Source organism: Solibacillus sp. FSL R7-0668 (assembly GCF_038006205.1).
GTDB lineage: Bacteria > Bacillota > Bacilli > Bacillales_A > Planococcaceae > Solibacillus.
In genome coordinates, this window is record NZ_JBBOUU010000001.1 from 630,271 (window position 1) to 645,674 (window position 15,404).

Here is a 15,404-nt window from a genome sequence, read left to right on the forward strand (position 1 = left end):
TTAAGTCAAGGTGAGGAATAAAGTATGAAAAAAATTTTGTTTGGTGCATCTGTTTATCAACATTTAACTGCATTTCATAAACCATTTATGAAATGGTTTCAAGAGCGTGGATATGAAGTGCATGCTATAGGGAATGAAAGCTTAGGAAAAAAAATAGAATTGGAAAAAATAGGTGTAATATGCCATGATATTGATTTTGATCGATTACCATTTTCTAAAAAAAATATGAATGCCCTAAAACAATTGAATGAATTATTTTCTATCCATTATTTCGATTTAATTCACGTACATACACCAACTGCATCTTTTCTAACTAGATATGCAGCTAATAATGCTAAACAGGGCAAAGTTATATATACTGCACATGGATTTCATTTTTTCAAAGGTGCGAGTATAAAAAATTGGCTAACTTTTTTTCCAGCTGAAAAACTTGCTGCAAAATGGACAGATGTACTTATCGTAATGAATAATGAAGACTTTCTATTAGGAGAGAAATTGGGCTTCAAGAAAAATAAGAATTTGTTTTTTGTAAATGGTGTAGGAGTGGATTTAAATGAATTTATTGAGGAAGATAATGCTGAGAATAACTACTTAAAGACAGAGTTAAAATTAAGCGAGGATTCCGTTCTGGTAACATGTATAGCTGAATTAAGTACTAGAAAAAATCAAAGTTTTTTACTTGAAAATTGGCACACTATTATTTCTAAAATGCCAAATGCTCAACTTATTTTGGTAGGTAAAGGGCCGGATGAAGGGGAAATTAGAACATTTATTCAGACTCATGAATTAACTAATATACATTTACTAGGGTATAGAACTGACGTGCCTAAAATAATAAGTGCTTCAGATATTATTACACTTGTATCTAAACAAGAGGGGTTACCGCGTTGCTTAATGGAAGGTATGGCAGTAAGTAAACCAATTATATGCACAAACATACGAGGTTCAGCTGATTTAGTAGATGATAAGGAAACTGGAGTTTTAGTTGATTTGGGAAATAATGCGAAACTTTCGAATTGTATGATTGAATTGATTGGAAATGAGGAATTAAGAAAAAAATATGGTGAGAAAGCAAAGTTGAAAATTCAAGATTATAGTATTGAAAGTGTATTAAGGGTCATGGGCGATATTTATTGTGGAATTTTAAAAAATGATATATAAGTTGAACGTATGAATCTAACATTTTCTATAATATGAGAAATCCGTAATTTAGCTATCTTCAGTGATTTGAGACGAACAAGGTGTTAAACTATTTAATTCAACCTATATAGTATGTAAAGAAAATTTAAAATTTTAACATTAGATAAAGTTTTAGTTTTTAAAGATAACTAATTTAGAAAGTGTAATTTTAAGGAAGGGCTTGATTAATAAGTGAAAAGATTAATTGATTTATTGGTGAGCTTTTTTCTAATTGTAGTTTTAAGTCCTATAATTTTTTTTGTATGGGTGCTTGTTTTATTAAAATTAGACTCTCCAGCAATGTTTAAACAACCCCGTCCAGGAATAAATGGTAGGGTCTTTTATGTATACAAATTTCGTACAATGACAGACGAACGCGATGAGCAGGGAAAGTTACTACCAGATACTGTTAGGCTAACGAAATTTGGAGAAACACTTAGAAAACTTAGCTTAGATGAGTTACCGCAGCTATGGAATGTTTTAAAAGGGGAAATGAGTTTTGTGGGTCCTCGTCCTCTTTTGGTAGAATATTTACCACTATATAATAAACGACAAGCTCGTAGACATAATGTTCGTCCGGGAATTACGGGCTGGGCACAAGTAAATGGACGTAATGCGATTTCGTGGGAACAGAAATTTGAGTATGATGTGTGGTATATAGAAAATCAGTCGCTGTGGCTGGATTTGAAAATATTACTTTTAACAGTAAAAAAAGTGTTTGTTAGTGAAGGTATTAGTGCTGAAGGCCAGGCGACTATGTCGAGGTTTACAGGGACACAGGAGGAGAAAGCATGAAAGAAATTGTTATATATGGGTCAGGAGGATTTGCGAGAGAGGTAGCTCATTTAATCGAACAGATTAATGAAGTTCAATCAGAGTGGAAAGTTCTGGGGTTTATAGATGACGATGAAAAAAATCATGGTTTAATAATCAATGATTTAAAAGTACTTGGTGGAGATGAATGGTTAGAAAACAAACAAAATGTCTGTGTAGCACTGGGGATAGGTGCGCCTAAAGTAAAAAAATCAATCATTAATAAACTACAAAAGTATACAAATATAAATTATCCGAACTTAATTCACCCAACTGTTAAAATTTCTCGATTTAATGAACTAGGTCAGGGCAATATCATTTGTGAAGGGAGTATTTTAACAACGAATATTCAACTGAATAATTTTGTTATTGTTAATTTGAATTGCACTATCGGACATGATGTGCATATAAAAAATTATTCAACAATATTACCAAACTCATCCATATCAGGAAATGTTGTATTTGAAGAATGTGTAGATTTCGGTACAAACGCAACTATTATCCAAGGTATTACTATAGGCGAAGGAACAATTGTAGGAGCGGGTGCTGTAGTTGTTAAGAATTTACCTGCTTGTTGTACAGCGGTAGGTGCTCCAGCTAAACCAATAAAATTTCATGAATAAATCTATTGAGAGAAGGAAATTTAGTATGACAAATCGTATCCATTTATCATCTCCTCACATGGGAGGAACAGAACAAAAATACATACAAGAGGCATTTGATACAAACTGGATTGCCCCGTTAGGAGCAAATGTAAATGGATTTGAATCGGAGATAGCACAATTTGTTGGAATCAAAGCAGCATCCGCTACTAGCTCAGGGACAGGAGCAATTCACTTAGCGTTAGATTTATTAGGTATTAAAACAGGGGATGAAGTATTTTGCTCGACACTGACGTTTATTGCAAGTGCTAATCCAATTCTTTATTTAGGAGCAAAACCTGTTTTCATAGATTCAGAGCCAACTACATGGAATATGTCCCCACAAGCATTAAAACAAGCTTTGGAGGAAGCTGCTACTGAAGGAAAGTTGCCCAAAGCTGTCATTGTCGTAAATTTATATGGACAAAGTGCACGCATGGATGAGATTTTGGCACTATGTGAACAATACGATGTGCCCATTATTGAAGATGCTGCGGAGTCTTTAGGATCTTTATATAAAGGAAAGAAAAGTGGGACATTTGGAAAACTCGGTATTTATTCATTCAATGGTAATAAAATTATTACTACTTCTGGTGGCGGAATGCTTGTATCTGATGATGAGGAATTGATTGCCCGCTCACGTTTTTTAGCAACACAAGCACGTGATGCAGCAAAACATTATCAACATAGTGTGGTAGGCTATAATTATCGTATGAGTAATATTATTGCTGGTATTGGACGTGGTCAGTTAGAAGTAATAGCAGAACGAGTTGCGCAAAAACGTGCAATTTTTGAACGCTATGAAGCGGCTTTTTCTGGGATTGACGGTATCGAAATGATGCCTGAGCTAGAAAATACATTTTCAAATCGTTGGTTGTCAACAATGACGTTAGACCCTTCAAAAATTAAAATCGCACCGTACGCATTAATGGAAATATTAGATGAAGCAAATATTGATTCTCGTCCGGTATGGAAACCCTTGCATATGCAGCCTTTATTTGAAGGATGTAAGTTCTATGCACATTCAAAAGAAACCGTTGTGAGCGAAGAATTATTTGCCACAGGAATCTGTCTACCTTCAGATTCGAAAATGACAGTTGAGGAACAAGAGCGAGTAATCAATATCATTTTAAATATATTATAATTGATGAAACTTCCGTCAAATGTTTAGTTAAAAGTTTTATTTTAAAATGGAGGTACCTGATGAAAAAAATCCGTAAAGCGATTATCCCTGCTGCAGGCTTAGGGACACGCTTTCTCCCAGCAACAAAAGCAATGCCAAAAGAGATGCTTCCAATAGTAGATAAACCAACAATTCAATACATCGTTGAAGAAGCAATTGCATCTGGTATAGAAGATATTATTATTGTAACTGGTAAGGGAAAACGTGCAATCGAAGACCATTTTGACAATGCAATGGAGTTAGAGACGAATTTAATTGAAAAAGGTAAGCTAGAAATGCTTGAAAAAGTGCAAGAATCAGCAAATGTAGAAATTCACTATATTCGTCAAAAAGAGCCATTAGGACTAGGCCATGCTATTTGGTGTGCGCGTAAATTTATTGGTGATGAGCCATTTGCCGTACTTTTAGGTGATGACGTTGTGAAGAGTGAAACACCTTGCTTAGCTCAATTAATGACACAATATGATAATACATATTCTAGTGTAATTGGTGTTCAGGAAGTACCCGATGAGGATGTACATCGTTATGGGGTGATTGATCCTATAAACACCGAAGAACGTTTAATGCAAGTAACGCAATTTGTAGAAAAACCAGCATTAGAAGATGCACCTTCAAATTATGCTATTATTGGTCGTTATGTATTAACACCTGAAATTTTCCGCTTTTTAGATGAAAAGAAAAAAGGCAAAGGTGGCGAAATTCAACTTACCGATGCAATTGAATCTTTAAACAGTATTCAGCGAGTGTTTGCCTACGAATTTGAAGGACGCCGTTATGATGTGGGCGAGCAACTAGGCTTTATAGAAACGACGATTGATTTTGCACTAGATCGAGATGACTTAAGTGAAGGTGTCAAAGAGTTAATTTTGAAAAAGGCTAAACAGTTAAGTGGTGAAATCATATGATTTTAGTAGTTGGCGGAGCTGGTTATATTGGTAGCCATTTTGTTAAAGAACTTGTCAAAACGCATGATGTTGTTGTGCTTGATAACTTAAGCACAGGTCATCTTTGGGCAATAGATTCAAAGGCTAATTTTGTGGAGGGGGATTTGGGAGATAAGGTTACTGTTCAACATGTTTTTGATACATTTAAAATCGATGCAGTATTACATTTTGCAGCCTTCAGTTTAGTTGGAGAATCTGTACTTGATCCAATGAAATACTATGAAAACAACGTAGCAGCAACATTGAATTTGTTGAAAATTATGCAAGAAAGGAATGTCAATAATTTTGTATTCTCTTCTACAGCAGCTACATATGGTATGCCAATCGTAGATGTAATTGATGAACAGATACCGACTTTACCAATCAACCCATATGGCCGTTCTAAATTAATGATTGAGCAAATGCTTGCCGATTTTGCTCAGAGTTATCAAATGAATTATGTTGTACTGCGTTATTTTAATGCGGCAGGTGCTTACGAAACTGCTGAGATTGGTGAAAGTCATAGTCCAGAAACGCATCTTATACCGATTATTCTTCAACATTTATTAGGTCAAAGAGAGTCTATTTCAGTCTTTGGAACAGACTACGATACACCCGATGGTACTTGTATTCGTGATTATATTCATGTAACAGATTTAGCAAAAGCTCATTTATTGGCTTTAAGAGGCTTGCTACACGGCACTATAAAAACAGCAACTTACAATTTAGGGAATGGCAATGGTTTTTCTGTAAAAGAGATTATTGAGACATGTGAGCGTATTACAGAAAAGCGTGCTAATGTGACATATGCAGAGAGACGGGCAGGCGATCCAGCAAAACTAGTTGCCAATGCTGAAAAAATTTATACTGAATTAGGATGGAAAGCACAAATTGATATTGAAGGTATTATTAAAAGTGCATGGAATTGGCACTCCAAATGAAGTTATTAAACAACCAACTTGACAGGTTCGAGTTGGTTTTCTTTTACTATATATGTCATAATAGACTTATAAAAATTGCCTTATAAAGCGAGGGTGTTATAGTGCTTAAAGAAATCGTAAAAACAACATTATTAAATTGCTCTTTAGAAGACAGTGACATTTTAAAATATAAAAATCAAGTGCAAGATATTCACCATGTATTACCTCAATATGATTTAACAGGCTGGATGGATACGCCTCTAAACGATCAATCTAGCTTATTAAATCAAATTGATCAGGTGGCATCGGAAATTCGCGCATGTGCAGATGTTCTTGTTGTAGTTGGTGTAGGCGGTTCATTCCTAGGAGCGCGTGCGATCCAGGAGGCATTGAAGCCTTACTTTGGTTTGGCTGAGGATGGCATTGAAGTAGTGTATGCCGGCTTAAATATGAGTGGGGCCTATATTAAAGAGCTACTAGCGTATTTAGACAAAAAACAAGTCTATGTCAATGTCATTTCAAAATCAGGTGGCACGATGGAACCAGCGCTTGCTTTCCGTGTCATGCGTCAATATATGGAGCAGCGCTATGGTGAAAAGGCAGCAGAGCGTATTATTGTAACAACGGATGCGGAAAAGGGGATTTTAAAAGGGATTGCAGATAAGGCGAATTATCGTCAATTTGTCATTCCCAATGATGTAGGTGGTCGTTACTCGGTACTGACACCAGTGGGCTTATTGCCCGTTGCGGTCGCTGGGGTAGAGATCCGCGCATTAATGGCTGGGGCAACACATGCGGCGCAAGAATTGGCGGATTCAGATTTAGCGAATAATGATGCTTATAAATACGCGGTGATGCGCCATATGCTATACGAGCAAGGCTATAAAATTGAGCTTTTAGCATCCTTTGAGCCGGGTTTAAATAAATTCCACGAATGGTGGAAGCAATTATTTGGGGAAAGTGAAGGCAAGGAGCAAAAGGGTTTATATCCTTCTACTGTCAACTTTTCGACAGACCTCCATGCTATTGGTCAATTCATTCAAGAAGGTAGCCCGATTATGTTTGAAACCTTACTTCATTTCCATGAAATCGAAGGCGATTTACAAGTGCCATTTGATGCGCGTGATGAAGATGGCTTGAATTATTTATCGCATCGTACTTTCAATGAAATTAATGCGATTTCCAAACAAGGGACGGCTCTTGCCCATGCAGAGGGTGGCGTTCCAGTTATTCAATTAGAACTGCCAAAGCTGGATGAATATCATTTAGGCTATTTAATCTATTTCTTCATGAAAGCTTGCGCAATGAGTGCTTGTTTACTAGGGGTCAATCCATTTGATCAGCCAGGTGTAGAGGCCTATAAACGTAAAATGCTAGAGCTTTTAAAGGAGAATAAAAATGAGTTTACCGTTATTTAACAAATGGCAACAACAAGATTTACCACAATATTTAGCAGAGGACCTTTCTTCTATAGCACAGGACGAAAAAGCAATGGAAGACCGTTTTTATCAATATGTATCATTCGGTACAGGTGGCATGCGCGGTATACTTGGCGCAGGAACGAACCGTATGAATATTTATACGATTCGTCGTGTGGCGGAAGGTTTGGCACGTTATATTGCATCACACGGTGAAGAGGCTAAGCTGCGCGGTGTAGTGATTGCCTATGATACGCGTCATTTTTCATATGAATTTGCAGTGGAAACAGCGCGTGTATTAGGGGTGCATCACATTAAAGCCTATGTATATAAAGAAGCGCGTCCCACACCTCAGCTATCGTTTACAGTTCGTGAGTTAAAAGCCTTTGCGGGTGTTGTCATTACAGCGAGCCATAATCCGAAGCAATACAATGGCTTTAAAGTGTATGGTGAGGACGGGGCACAGCTTGTTCCGGCTGGTGCCAATGCGATTATCCAGCATATGAATGAAATTGACGATATTTTTAACATTACTGTGGCTGAAACAGAACAGCTTGAGAAAATGAACTTACTTCAATGGATTTTAGAAGACCTAGATCAAAAGTTTATGGCGCAGTTATTGACATTAAAAACGAACGCTGCGATTGATTATAATATGAAGCTTGTGTATACACCGTTGCATGGTGCGGGCTTAGTGCCTGTTGTAGAAGGCTTGAAACAATTTGGCTTTAAAGAGGTGCATATTGTCAAAGAGCAAGCACTGCAAGATGGTGCATTCCCAACAGTTGCCTATCCCAATCCAGAGGAAGCAATTGCCTTTTCGATGGCCATTGCATTAGGGAAGCAGGTTGGTGCCGATTTATTATTAGCAACAGACCCAGATGCCGACCGTTTAGGGGTTGCTGTGCGTAATGGGGATAACTATGAGCTATTAACAGGTAATCAATTAGGTGCATTATTGCTCCATTATCTTTTAAAAACAAAGCAAGTAAATGGTACATTACCAACAAATGGTACGCTGTTAAAGACAATTGTAACGTCTGAGCTTGGAACAGCAATTGCTGCTCAATTTGGTGTTGAAACAGTGAATACATTAACGGGCTTCAAATATATTGCTGAAAAGATTGCCGAATTCGAGGCAACGGGATCTCATACATATATCTTTGGCTATGAAGAAAGCTACGGCTATTTAATCGAAACCTTTGCGCGCGATAAGGATGCAGTGCAAGTGGCTTTAAAAGTAGCAGAAATGGCCGCGTATTATGCAACTGAGCAAAAAACGCTCTTGCAAGCATTGGAAGGACTCTATGAGCAATTCGGTTATTATCAAGAAGCGTTAATTTCAAAGACGTTTGAAGGCAAAGACGGTCAAGAGCAAATGGCCGCTATTTTAAATGACTACCGTATAAATCCACCAACAGCGTTTGCGGGGATTGCGGTCGTGCGTGTTGAGGATTATTTATCAAGCACAGCAACAATGAATGATGGTACAACCGAAGCTATAAAGCTGCCAAAAGAAAATGTTTTGAAATTCATTTTAGAGGACGGCTCTTGGGTAACGGTACGCCCTTCAGGAACCGAACCAAAATGTAAGTTTTATGTAGGTGTAAAGCAAACAAGTCTAGAAGCAGCGCAGCAGGTAGTAAATAAACTGAAAAAGTCGCTAACTGAATAAGGTATTAGTAACTTTACCAAAAGCATTGTGGAATGAAAATTCTGCAGTGCTTTTGTTTTTTTTAGTTTTTCATATTTTTTAACCTAAATTTAACCTTTGCAAGTTAAATTGAAGTGATGAAAATATTTTGTTGGGGGAATTAAGTATGAAAAAAAGAAAAATGAACTATTATCGTGCGGCTTCGGCAGTAGCGATGATGACGGCAACTATTGCAGCGCCAGTCGCAGCAGCTGGTGTACAAACCTATTCGGATGTGTCACCTGAAAAATATTATTATGAAGCGGTAATGGAACTTTCAGCGCGTGGAGTTATCCAGGGTTACCCAGATGGGACATTCAAGCCAGAGCAAGGCATCACGCGTGGACAAGCGGCCAAAGTTTTGGCGAATATATTAATGCTCGATACAAAAAATGTTGTTGATCCGAATTTTCAGGATATAGCAGCGACACATCCGTATTACGGAGCAATTGCTGCATTAAAGCAGGCTGGAATTCTAGATGGCTTTGAGGATGGCACGTTCCGAGAAGGGATGATGATTCAGCGTAATCATTTAGCCAAAATTATTGCGACGGCTCTCAATTTAAAGGCACAAAATGCAGAAGCCCTACCATTTACAGATGTTCCGGAGGCTTATAAGGGAGACATTGCCGCTTTATATGAGTTAGGAATTACGACTGGTAAAACAGCTACAGTATTTGATGGGGCGGCAAATCTAACGCGCTCGCAGTTTGTCGTAATGGTCAAACGTGTGGAAAAGCTATTATTAAGCCAATCAGCCGTAAATGAAACCGTAACCTTTAAGGTATCTGAGTATTCGGGAGATTCTGTAGCAATTAACGGGAAACAATATGCCATTGATCCAAGTTTAAAGGCGCTATTTACCGAAGAAAATCAACAGGCGTTGGCGAATGCAACGCTTACTGTGAGTATTGAAAATGGCGTTGTTACAAACGTTTCGCATTTAGCATTAAATCATGCAGGTACAGAAGAAGCACCATTTGTATTAGATGCAAAGCAATTAGAAGTTGGCGCATTAACGATCAATGCAGATCATATCGTAGTGAAAAATCTACAAGTAGCAGGAGATGCAGTTATTACAACAGCAGCAATGAGCTCTGTTGCATTTGATCAGGTCAAAATTGCAAAAAATCTTATTGTTGATAAGCAATTAACGGGAGCGGTGGCTTCTACAAATAATTTATTTGCACAGGGAGACAGCGATCTCAACTTACAAATGAATGGGACAGATGTAGGTGGAGATGTAGTAATAGATCGTAATGGTGTATCAATGGATGCGGATCAGCCAATTGCACAAGTTGTTATTTCAGCATCAGTCGCTTACTTTGGGTTTAATGGTACGCTTACAGTCCTTACAGTTGATTCAACGATTGATTTAGAATTAGTAGGCGATGCAAATATTGAACAAGTTATTATAAATACAGCAATTGAAGTAGCGTTAATGGTAACGGGAATTGTAAATGCTTTAGAGATTAATAATCCAGCAACACATCTGTTTCTAGGCTCTGGTGCTCAAATTACATCTCTAAACCTTCCGGAAGGCTCAAATGCAGCTCAGGTTGTATCGAATTATGCTGATGTTCTGTCTCAAGTAATGAACACCATTATTGGGGGGAATGCCATTTTACCACCTCCTGTGATACCACCAGTTAGTAATCCAGATGACATAGGCGATCAAAACGGGGGAAGTATCGTACCACCACCAGTTCTACCGCCAATTTTGCCACCAATTCCTCCACAAGATCCATTCATTACAGCGGAAGCGGCCGTGTTCAAAGCTGAACAAAGTAGTCTACATGAAAACTATAAAGCTGCAAGTAATTTAGTATGGAATCTGCCAGAGAGCCCACTAAAGGCGGTCTTACAAAAACGTATGGATTTTGTAGAACGTGCGGTAAATATTGTAAATCAAATTGAGGGTGTGCGAACATCGATTGAAGCAGCAGAAAGTGCCATAACACAAGAAGCGTATAATACAGCAAAATCGGATTATGACTCTTTCGTGGAGAGCGTTGATGATTTAAAACAAGAAGGCGCAAATCCAATAGTTGTAGTTCAATTTACAGCGACACTTGCGGATTTTGCCAAGCGCTTAGCAACAATTGAGGCAAGTATCCCAAATGAATTTGCCCTAGCAGAGGCAGCAGTATTACAAGCTGAACAGAATAGTACACAAGAAAATTATGCAGCAGCAAGTAGCTTAGTGAGTGAATTACCAAATGGATTAGAAAAAGATGCCTTACAAAAGCGAGTGGAATTTACCGAACGTGCGGTAAATATTGTGAATCGAATCGAGGGTGTGCGAGCGGAGATTGAAGCAGCAGAAAGCGCAGTAACACAAGAAACGTATGACACAGCAAAATCGAATTATGATTCCTTCGTGCAGAGTGTGGATTATTTAAAACAAGAAGGCGCAAATGAAACGGTTGCAGGTCAATTTACAGCGACACTTGCGGATTTTGCCAAGCGTTTAGCAACAATTGAGGCAAGTATCCCAAATGAATTTGCCCTAGCAGAGGCAGCGGTATTACATGCTGAACAGAATAGTACGCATGAAAATTATGCAGCGGCAAGTAGCTTAGTGAGTGAATTGCCAGATGGATTAGAAAAAGATGCTTTACGAAAGCGTATGGACTTTGTAGAACGTGCGGTAAATATTGTAAATCGAATCGAGGGTGTGCGAGCGGAGATTGAAGCAGCAGAGAGTGCAGTAACACAAAAAGCATATGACGGCGCAAAATTGAATTATGATTCCTTCGTGCAGAGCGTGGATTATTTAAAACAAGAAGGTGCAAACCCAATAGTCGTAGGTCAATTTACAGCGACACTTGCGGATTTTGCCAAGCGTTTAAATGCGGTTAATAGTCAATTGAAGCAGGTGTAACGGACTAAACATAATAAAGGAAAAAATAATTCGGTATCTGTTGTTAGAAGAGTGGAAACTACTTTATTATCTGTTAAAATTATAAAAAATTAACTTTATAAAGGAAGGTGGTATTCAGTAATGAAAATAAAATTCTACATCTTGGTTACAGTACTCACTATAGGTTTGTTATCGGCATCGTCAATCGGAGCTAATGTGAGCTGGGCCAAATCAGCAGCCGATTTTACCGATTTAAAAGACTTAGATGCAGCAACAAAGGCAAAGTTTGATGCAATGATTAGTGCGGGGATTTTTGACGGTGTATCCGATAATAGATTTGGATTGAAAGATGAAATGAATCGAGCTCAATTTGCAAAGGTAGCAGCGCTTATTGTTGGTTTGCCTGTTAACAATGTCCCTATTAATTCATCATTCCGAGATGTCACTACAGAACACTATGCGCTGCCTTATATTGAGGCGATTAGAGCGGCAGGCATAACGGATGGTGTGGGGGAAGGAAGATTTGATCCAGCCGGAAAAGTGACGAAAGAACAATTAGCTACATTTCTAGTTCGAGCATTAGGTAAGCAAGGGGAAGCTCAAGAAACGCCAAAAGTTAACGATAGTACTGTCTCCGATTGGGCAGCCGGCTATGTTCAGCAAGCTCTAAATCTAAATTTATTGAGGAATTCCCAGAACGGGACATTTGGCGGGAAAAGCAATGCGAATCGTGAGTTACTTGCTACTGCTGGTTTTGAAGCTGCCAGATCAGTTGAAGCTTCTAAACCTATCGAAGTATCTGGAGCTGACTTTTTAGCAGGAAACCAGCTACATTTGACTTTAACAGTGGGTGTCAATGCGAATTCTGTTGATTTATCCAAGATTATGATTAATGGTGTGCCACTAGATTCGAAGCTAAATAGTTTTGAGCTGTCTGTAGATAAAAAAACAATTATAATCAAACTGCATGAAGGTTTCCAACTTGATTTGTCTAAGACACCAATCATTACGGTAAATGGCTTAACGACACTTTATGGTAACGAGGTGAGGAATGAAGCAAGCAACGTGATTCCAGTTAAGCTGACAGTGCCTCCGGTTAATTCAAGATTACCTGCTATTCCGGAACCCGCACCAATACCAGATACATCGAGTCCAGAACCAAACCCAGAGCCGGGACCACCAGTGGAAGAGCCGAGTCCAGAACCAAACCCAGAGCCGGGACCACCAGTGGAAGAGCCGAATTCAGAGCCAAATCCAGAATCGGGACCGCCAGTGGAAGAAACGAATCCAGATCCAAACCAAGAGCCGGGACCATCAGTGGAAGAGCCAAGTCCAGAGCCAAACCAAGAGCCGGAACCATCAGTGGAAGAAACGAATCCAGATCCAAATCCAGAATCGGGACCAGATTTAGAACCGGAATTTCCAGAGGATAAACCAGAACAAGATACAAATCCTGAAATAGAATAGAAAAGATACTACATTGGGTACACAATTAAACCTGACTATATTAGCGTAAACGAAGTCGTAAGCGAGAAAAATCTTGCTTGCGGCTTTATTTTTAGACAAACTCTATAATGCCCTCGGATTTTTTGTACGGACAATAGGTATGAAAAAGATAATTAAAATATTATATATCTGGCTCATCACCATAAGTTGGGGATGACATACAGATCCACTCCTTTGTGCATTCAGTTCGTTTCAAAAAATATTTTATTGGTACGTTTATACTGAAGGTATTGGTAAAATAAGGTTAATCGAGCGTAAATTTCAAAAACCGAGCATAAAGTTCCCAAAAACGAGCATAAAAATAAAAATTCGAGCACAAATCACTTGGAATCGAGCATAAAAATCAAATATCGAGCATATTTCCACGTAAAGTACTCATTCATACCGCCTATCTATAAATAATTGTGAAAAACAACCCCAGAACTCAGTGATAAATCATATTTCCCCAAAATAGGCGGTTATAGGAATAAAGTTGATTGGCAATGGTTCTATTTATTTACTATTCGGTCAGTACAAATAGCTATTTTATGTTAAAATAATGGGAAATAGTGTATTAAGTGAGGAGTGTCAAAGTGAAGCGAAAGTTTTTTTCATTCTTATTACCAATAATCCTAATAGGTCTAATGTTTAGCACACACACCTATGCGCAAACGCAAGAATCGATTATGATTCAGTATCGGTCAGAAGAAGATAAGAGGCAAATAGAGCAACTAGCATCAGAGGTGTTATATGACTATGAGACGTTAGATATGTTGTCCATCAATATCTCGATACCAAATTTACAAATATTGAATGATTTAGGCGTGTATTCTTTTATGGAGGAAAATCAAAGATATGCGCTAAAGTCTCAAACTCCATTTAAAATAGCAACCGTCAATTCAGCTGAGAAGGATCTTTGGAACTTGAAGACGATTGATGTACCAATTGCTTGGGAGGCGGGCATTACTGGACAAGGGGTAAAAGTAGCAATTATTGATTCGGGTATTGCTAGTCATACGGATTTAAAGATTGCAGGTGGTATATCATTTGTAGGGGATAACTATCAAGATATGCATGGACATGGCACTCATATTGCAGGCATTATTGCTGCCCAGCATAATGATTTTGGGGTGGCTGGAATTGCACCAAACGTAGCAATTTATGCGGTCAAAGCAATTGGGGATGATGGCTTTGGCGATGTGGAAACAGTTGTTGCAGGGATCGATTGGGCAATTAAAGAAAACATGGATATTATCAATTTAAGCTTTGGCGATATAGAGTATAGTGAGGCACTCCATGAAGCAATCAAGCGTGCCAAGCAAGCAGGGATTGTAATTATTGCTGCTAGTGGCAATGAGGGAAATGATCAAGGCACAGAAAATACAATGATTTACCCGGCACGTCACGAAGAAGTGATTGCGGTGTCGGCTGTAGGAAAAAGCCTTCAACGTTCATCATTCAGTAGTACAGGTCCGTTTAATGATTTTGCTGCACCAGGTGAAGAAATTTACAGTACATTTTTAAATGGGCAATATGCAACCTATCAAGGTACTTCCTTATCGGCTCCACATATTACTGGGGTATTAGCACTTATGATGGAGCAATTTCCATTTTTAAATGGAGATGCGCTTTATGAAGGTTTAAAGCTTTATGCGAATGATTTAGGCTCATTAGGCTACGATGAATGGTACGGATTTGGTATGCCCAAATTTCAGCTAAATACGCAAACAGAACAATTAGTAGCCAAAAATGATAAAGAGCGCCAACTAATTGAGTCCAACGTACAAGCGTTTCTAAATACGCCCACAGAACAGCAATATACAGAGTTAACAAATAGCTTGAAACACGTCCGTGATGCTAGTTTTAAAGCTGAAAAATTTAAGCAAATAGAGACGGCGGTAGTAGCAGCAAGTAAGAATGCTGAAAAATTGCTAAAGACGTTTGAACGCAGCCCGTCAAACATGACTTATAAGAATGCAAATGAAGCATTAGCTCAAGTACCTAAAGTACCTGAAAAAGCACAGTTAGAGGCACGTTTACAGGAGGGGCTTTTATCTTTAGCCAAACCAGCAATAACAAAGCTCGAGCGCTATGAAAAATCAAAAACTAAAAATCATTACACACAGGCGAAATTCGAAATCCAACGGCTACCGCAATCCGAATTAAAAACGGCATTGCTACAGCGATTGAATCAATAATATCGCTATAAGAAATGATCAAAGAAATGACAAGTAAAAAAACAGAACATGTATTCATTTACAATGTTCTGTTTTTTAAATTTGGTTA

The 15,404-nt window shown here is 38.2% G+C and carries 11 protein-coding genes; all 11 read left to right on the forward strand.

The genetic code is table 11. The features are described 5' to 3' along the window. Nucleotides 1-24: 24 nt before the first annotated feature. Complete coding sequence (locus MKX47_RS02990; RefSeq protein ID WP_340770954.1) at nt 25-1,161, forward strand: glycosyltransferase family 4 protein; 1,137 nt, start codon at nt 25-27, stop codon at nt 1,159-1,161. Nucleotides 1,162-1,371: 210 nt separating this feature from the next. Beyond that, nucleotides 1,372-1,974, forward strand: a complete 603-nt coding sequence (locus MKX47_RS02995; RefSeq protein WP_340770956.1) for a sugar transferase — start codon at nt 1,372-1,374, stop codon at nt 1,972-1,974. Further along, nucleotides 1,971-2,615, forward strand: a complete 645-nt coding sequence (locus MKX47_RS03000) for an acetyltransferase (RefSeq protein ID WP_340770958.1) — start codon at nt 1,971-1,973, stop codon at nt 2,613-2,615. Before MKX47_RS02995 ends, MKX47_RS03000 begins: the two co-directional genes overlap by 4 nt. A gap of 25 nt (nt 2,616-2,640) precedes the next feature. After that, entirely contained in the window at nt 2,641-3,777 is a 1,137-nt protein-coding gene (locus tag MKX47_RS03005) for an aminotransferase class I/II-fold pyridoxal phosphate-dependent enzyme (RefSeq protein ID WP_340770961.1), read from the forward strand. A gap of 59 nt (nt 3,778-3,836) precedes the next feature. Further along, entirely contained in the window at nt 3,837-4,721 is an 885-nt protein-coding gene (gene galU / locus MKX47_RS03010) for a UTP--glucose-1-phosphate uridylyltransferase GalU (RefSeq protein WP_340770964.1), read from the forward strand. Beyond that, the gene (gene galE, locus MKX47_RS03015) at nt 4,718-5,680 is read left to right on the forward strand and encodes a UDP-glucose 4-epimerase GalE (protein ID WP_340770967.1); all 963 of its coding nucleotides are present in this window, start codon (nt 4,718-4,720) and stop codon (nt 5,678-5,680) included. Before galU ends, galE begins: the two co-directional genes overlap by 4 nt. A gap of 101 nt (nt 5,681-5,781) precedes the next feature. After that, nucleotides 5,782-7,077, forward strand: a complete 1,296-nt coding sequence (locus MKX47_RS03020) for a glucose-6-phosphate isomerase (RefSeq protein WP_340770969.1) — start codon at nt 5,782-5,784, stop codon at nt 7,075-7,077. Then, the gene (locus tag MKX47_RS03025; protein WP_340770971.1) at nt 7,058-8,752 is read left to right on the forward strand and encodes a phospho-sugar mutase; all 1,695 of its coding nucleotides are present in this window, start codon (nt 7,058-7,060) and stop codon (nt 8,750-8,752) included. The genes MKX47_RS03020 and MKX47_RS03025 overlap by 20 nt, the downstream gene beginning before the upstream one ends. 145 nt (nt 8,753-8,897) lie before the next feature. Further along, the gene (locus MKX47_RS03030; protein ID WP_340770973.1) at nt 8,898-11,654 is read left to right on the forward strand and encodes an S-layer homology domain-containing protein; all 2,757 of its coding nucleotides are present in this window, start codon (nt 8,898-8,900) and stop codon (nt 11,652-11,654) included. 120 nt (nt 11,655-11,774) lie between these two features. Beyond that, nucleotides 11,775-13,100, forward strand: a complete 1,326-nt coding sequence (locus MKX47_RS03035) for an S-layer homology domain-containing protein (protein ID WP_340770975.1) — start codon at nt 11,775-11,777, stop codon at nt 13,098-13,100. 611 nt (nt 13,101-13,711) lie between these two features. Further along, nucleotides 13,712-15,316, forward strand: coding sequence for a S8 family peptidase (locus MKX47_RS03040; protein WP_340770977.1), 1,605 nt, complete (start codon nt 13,712-13,714; stop codon nt 15,314-15,316). Nucleotides 15,317-15,404 lie beyond the last annotated feature (88 nt).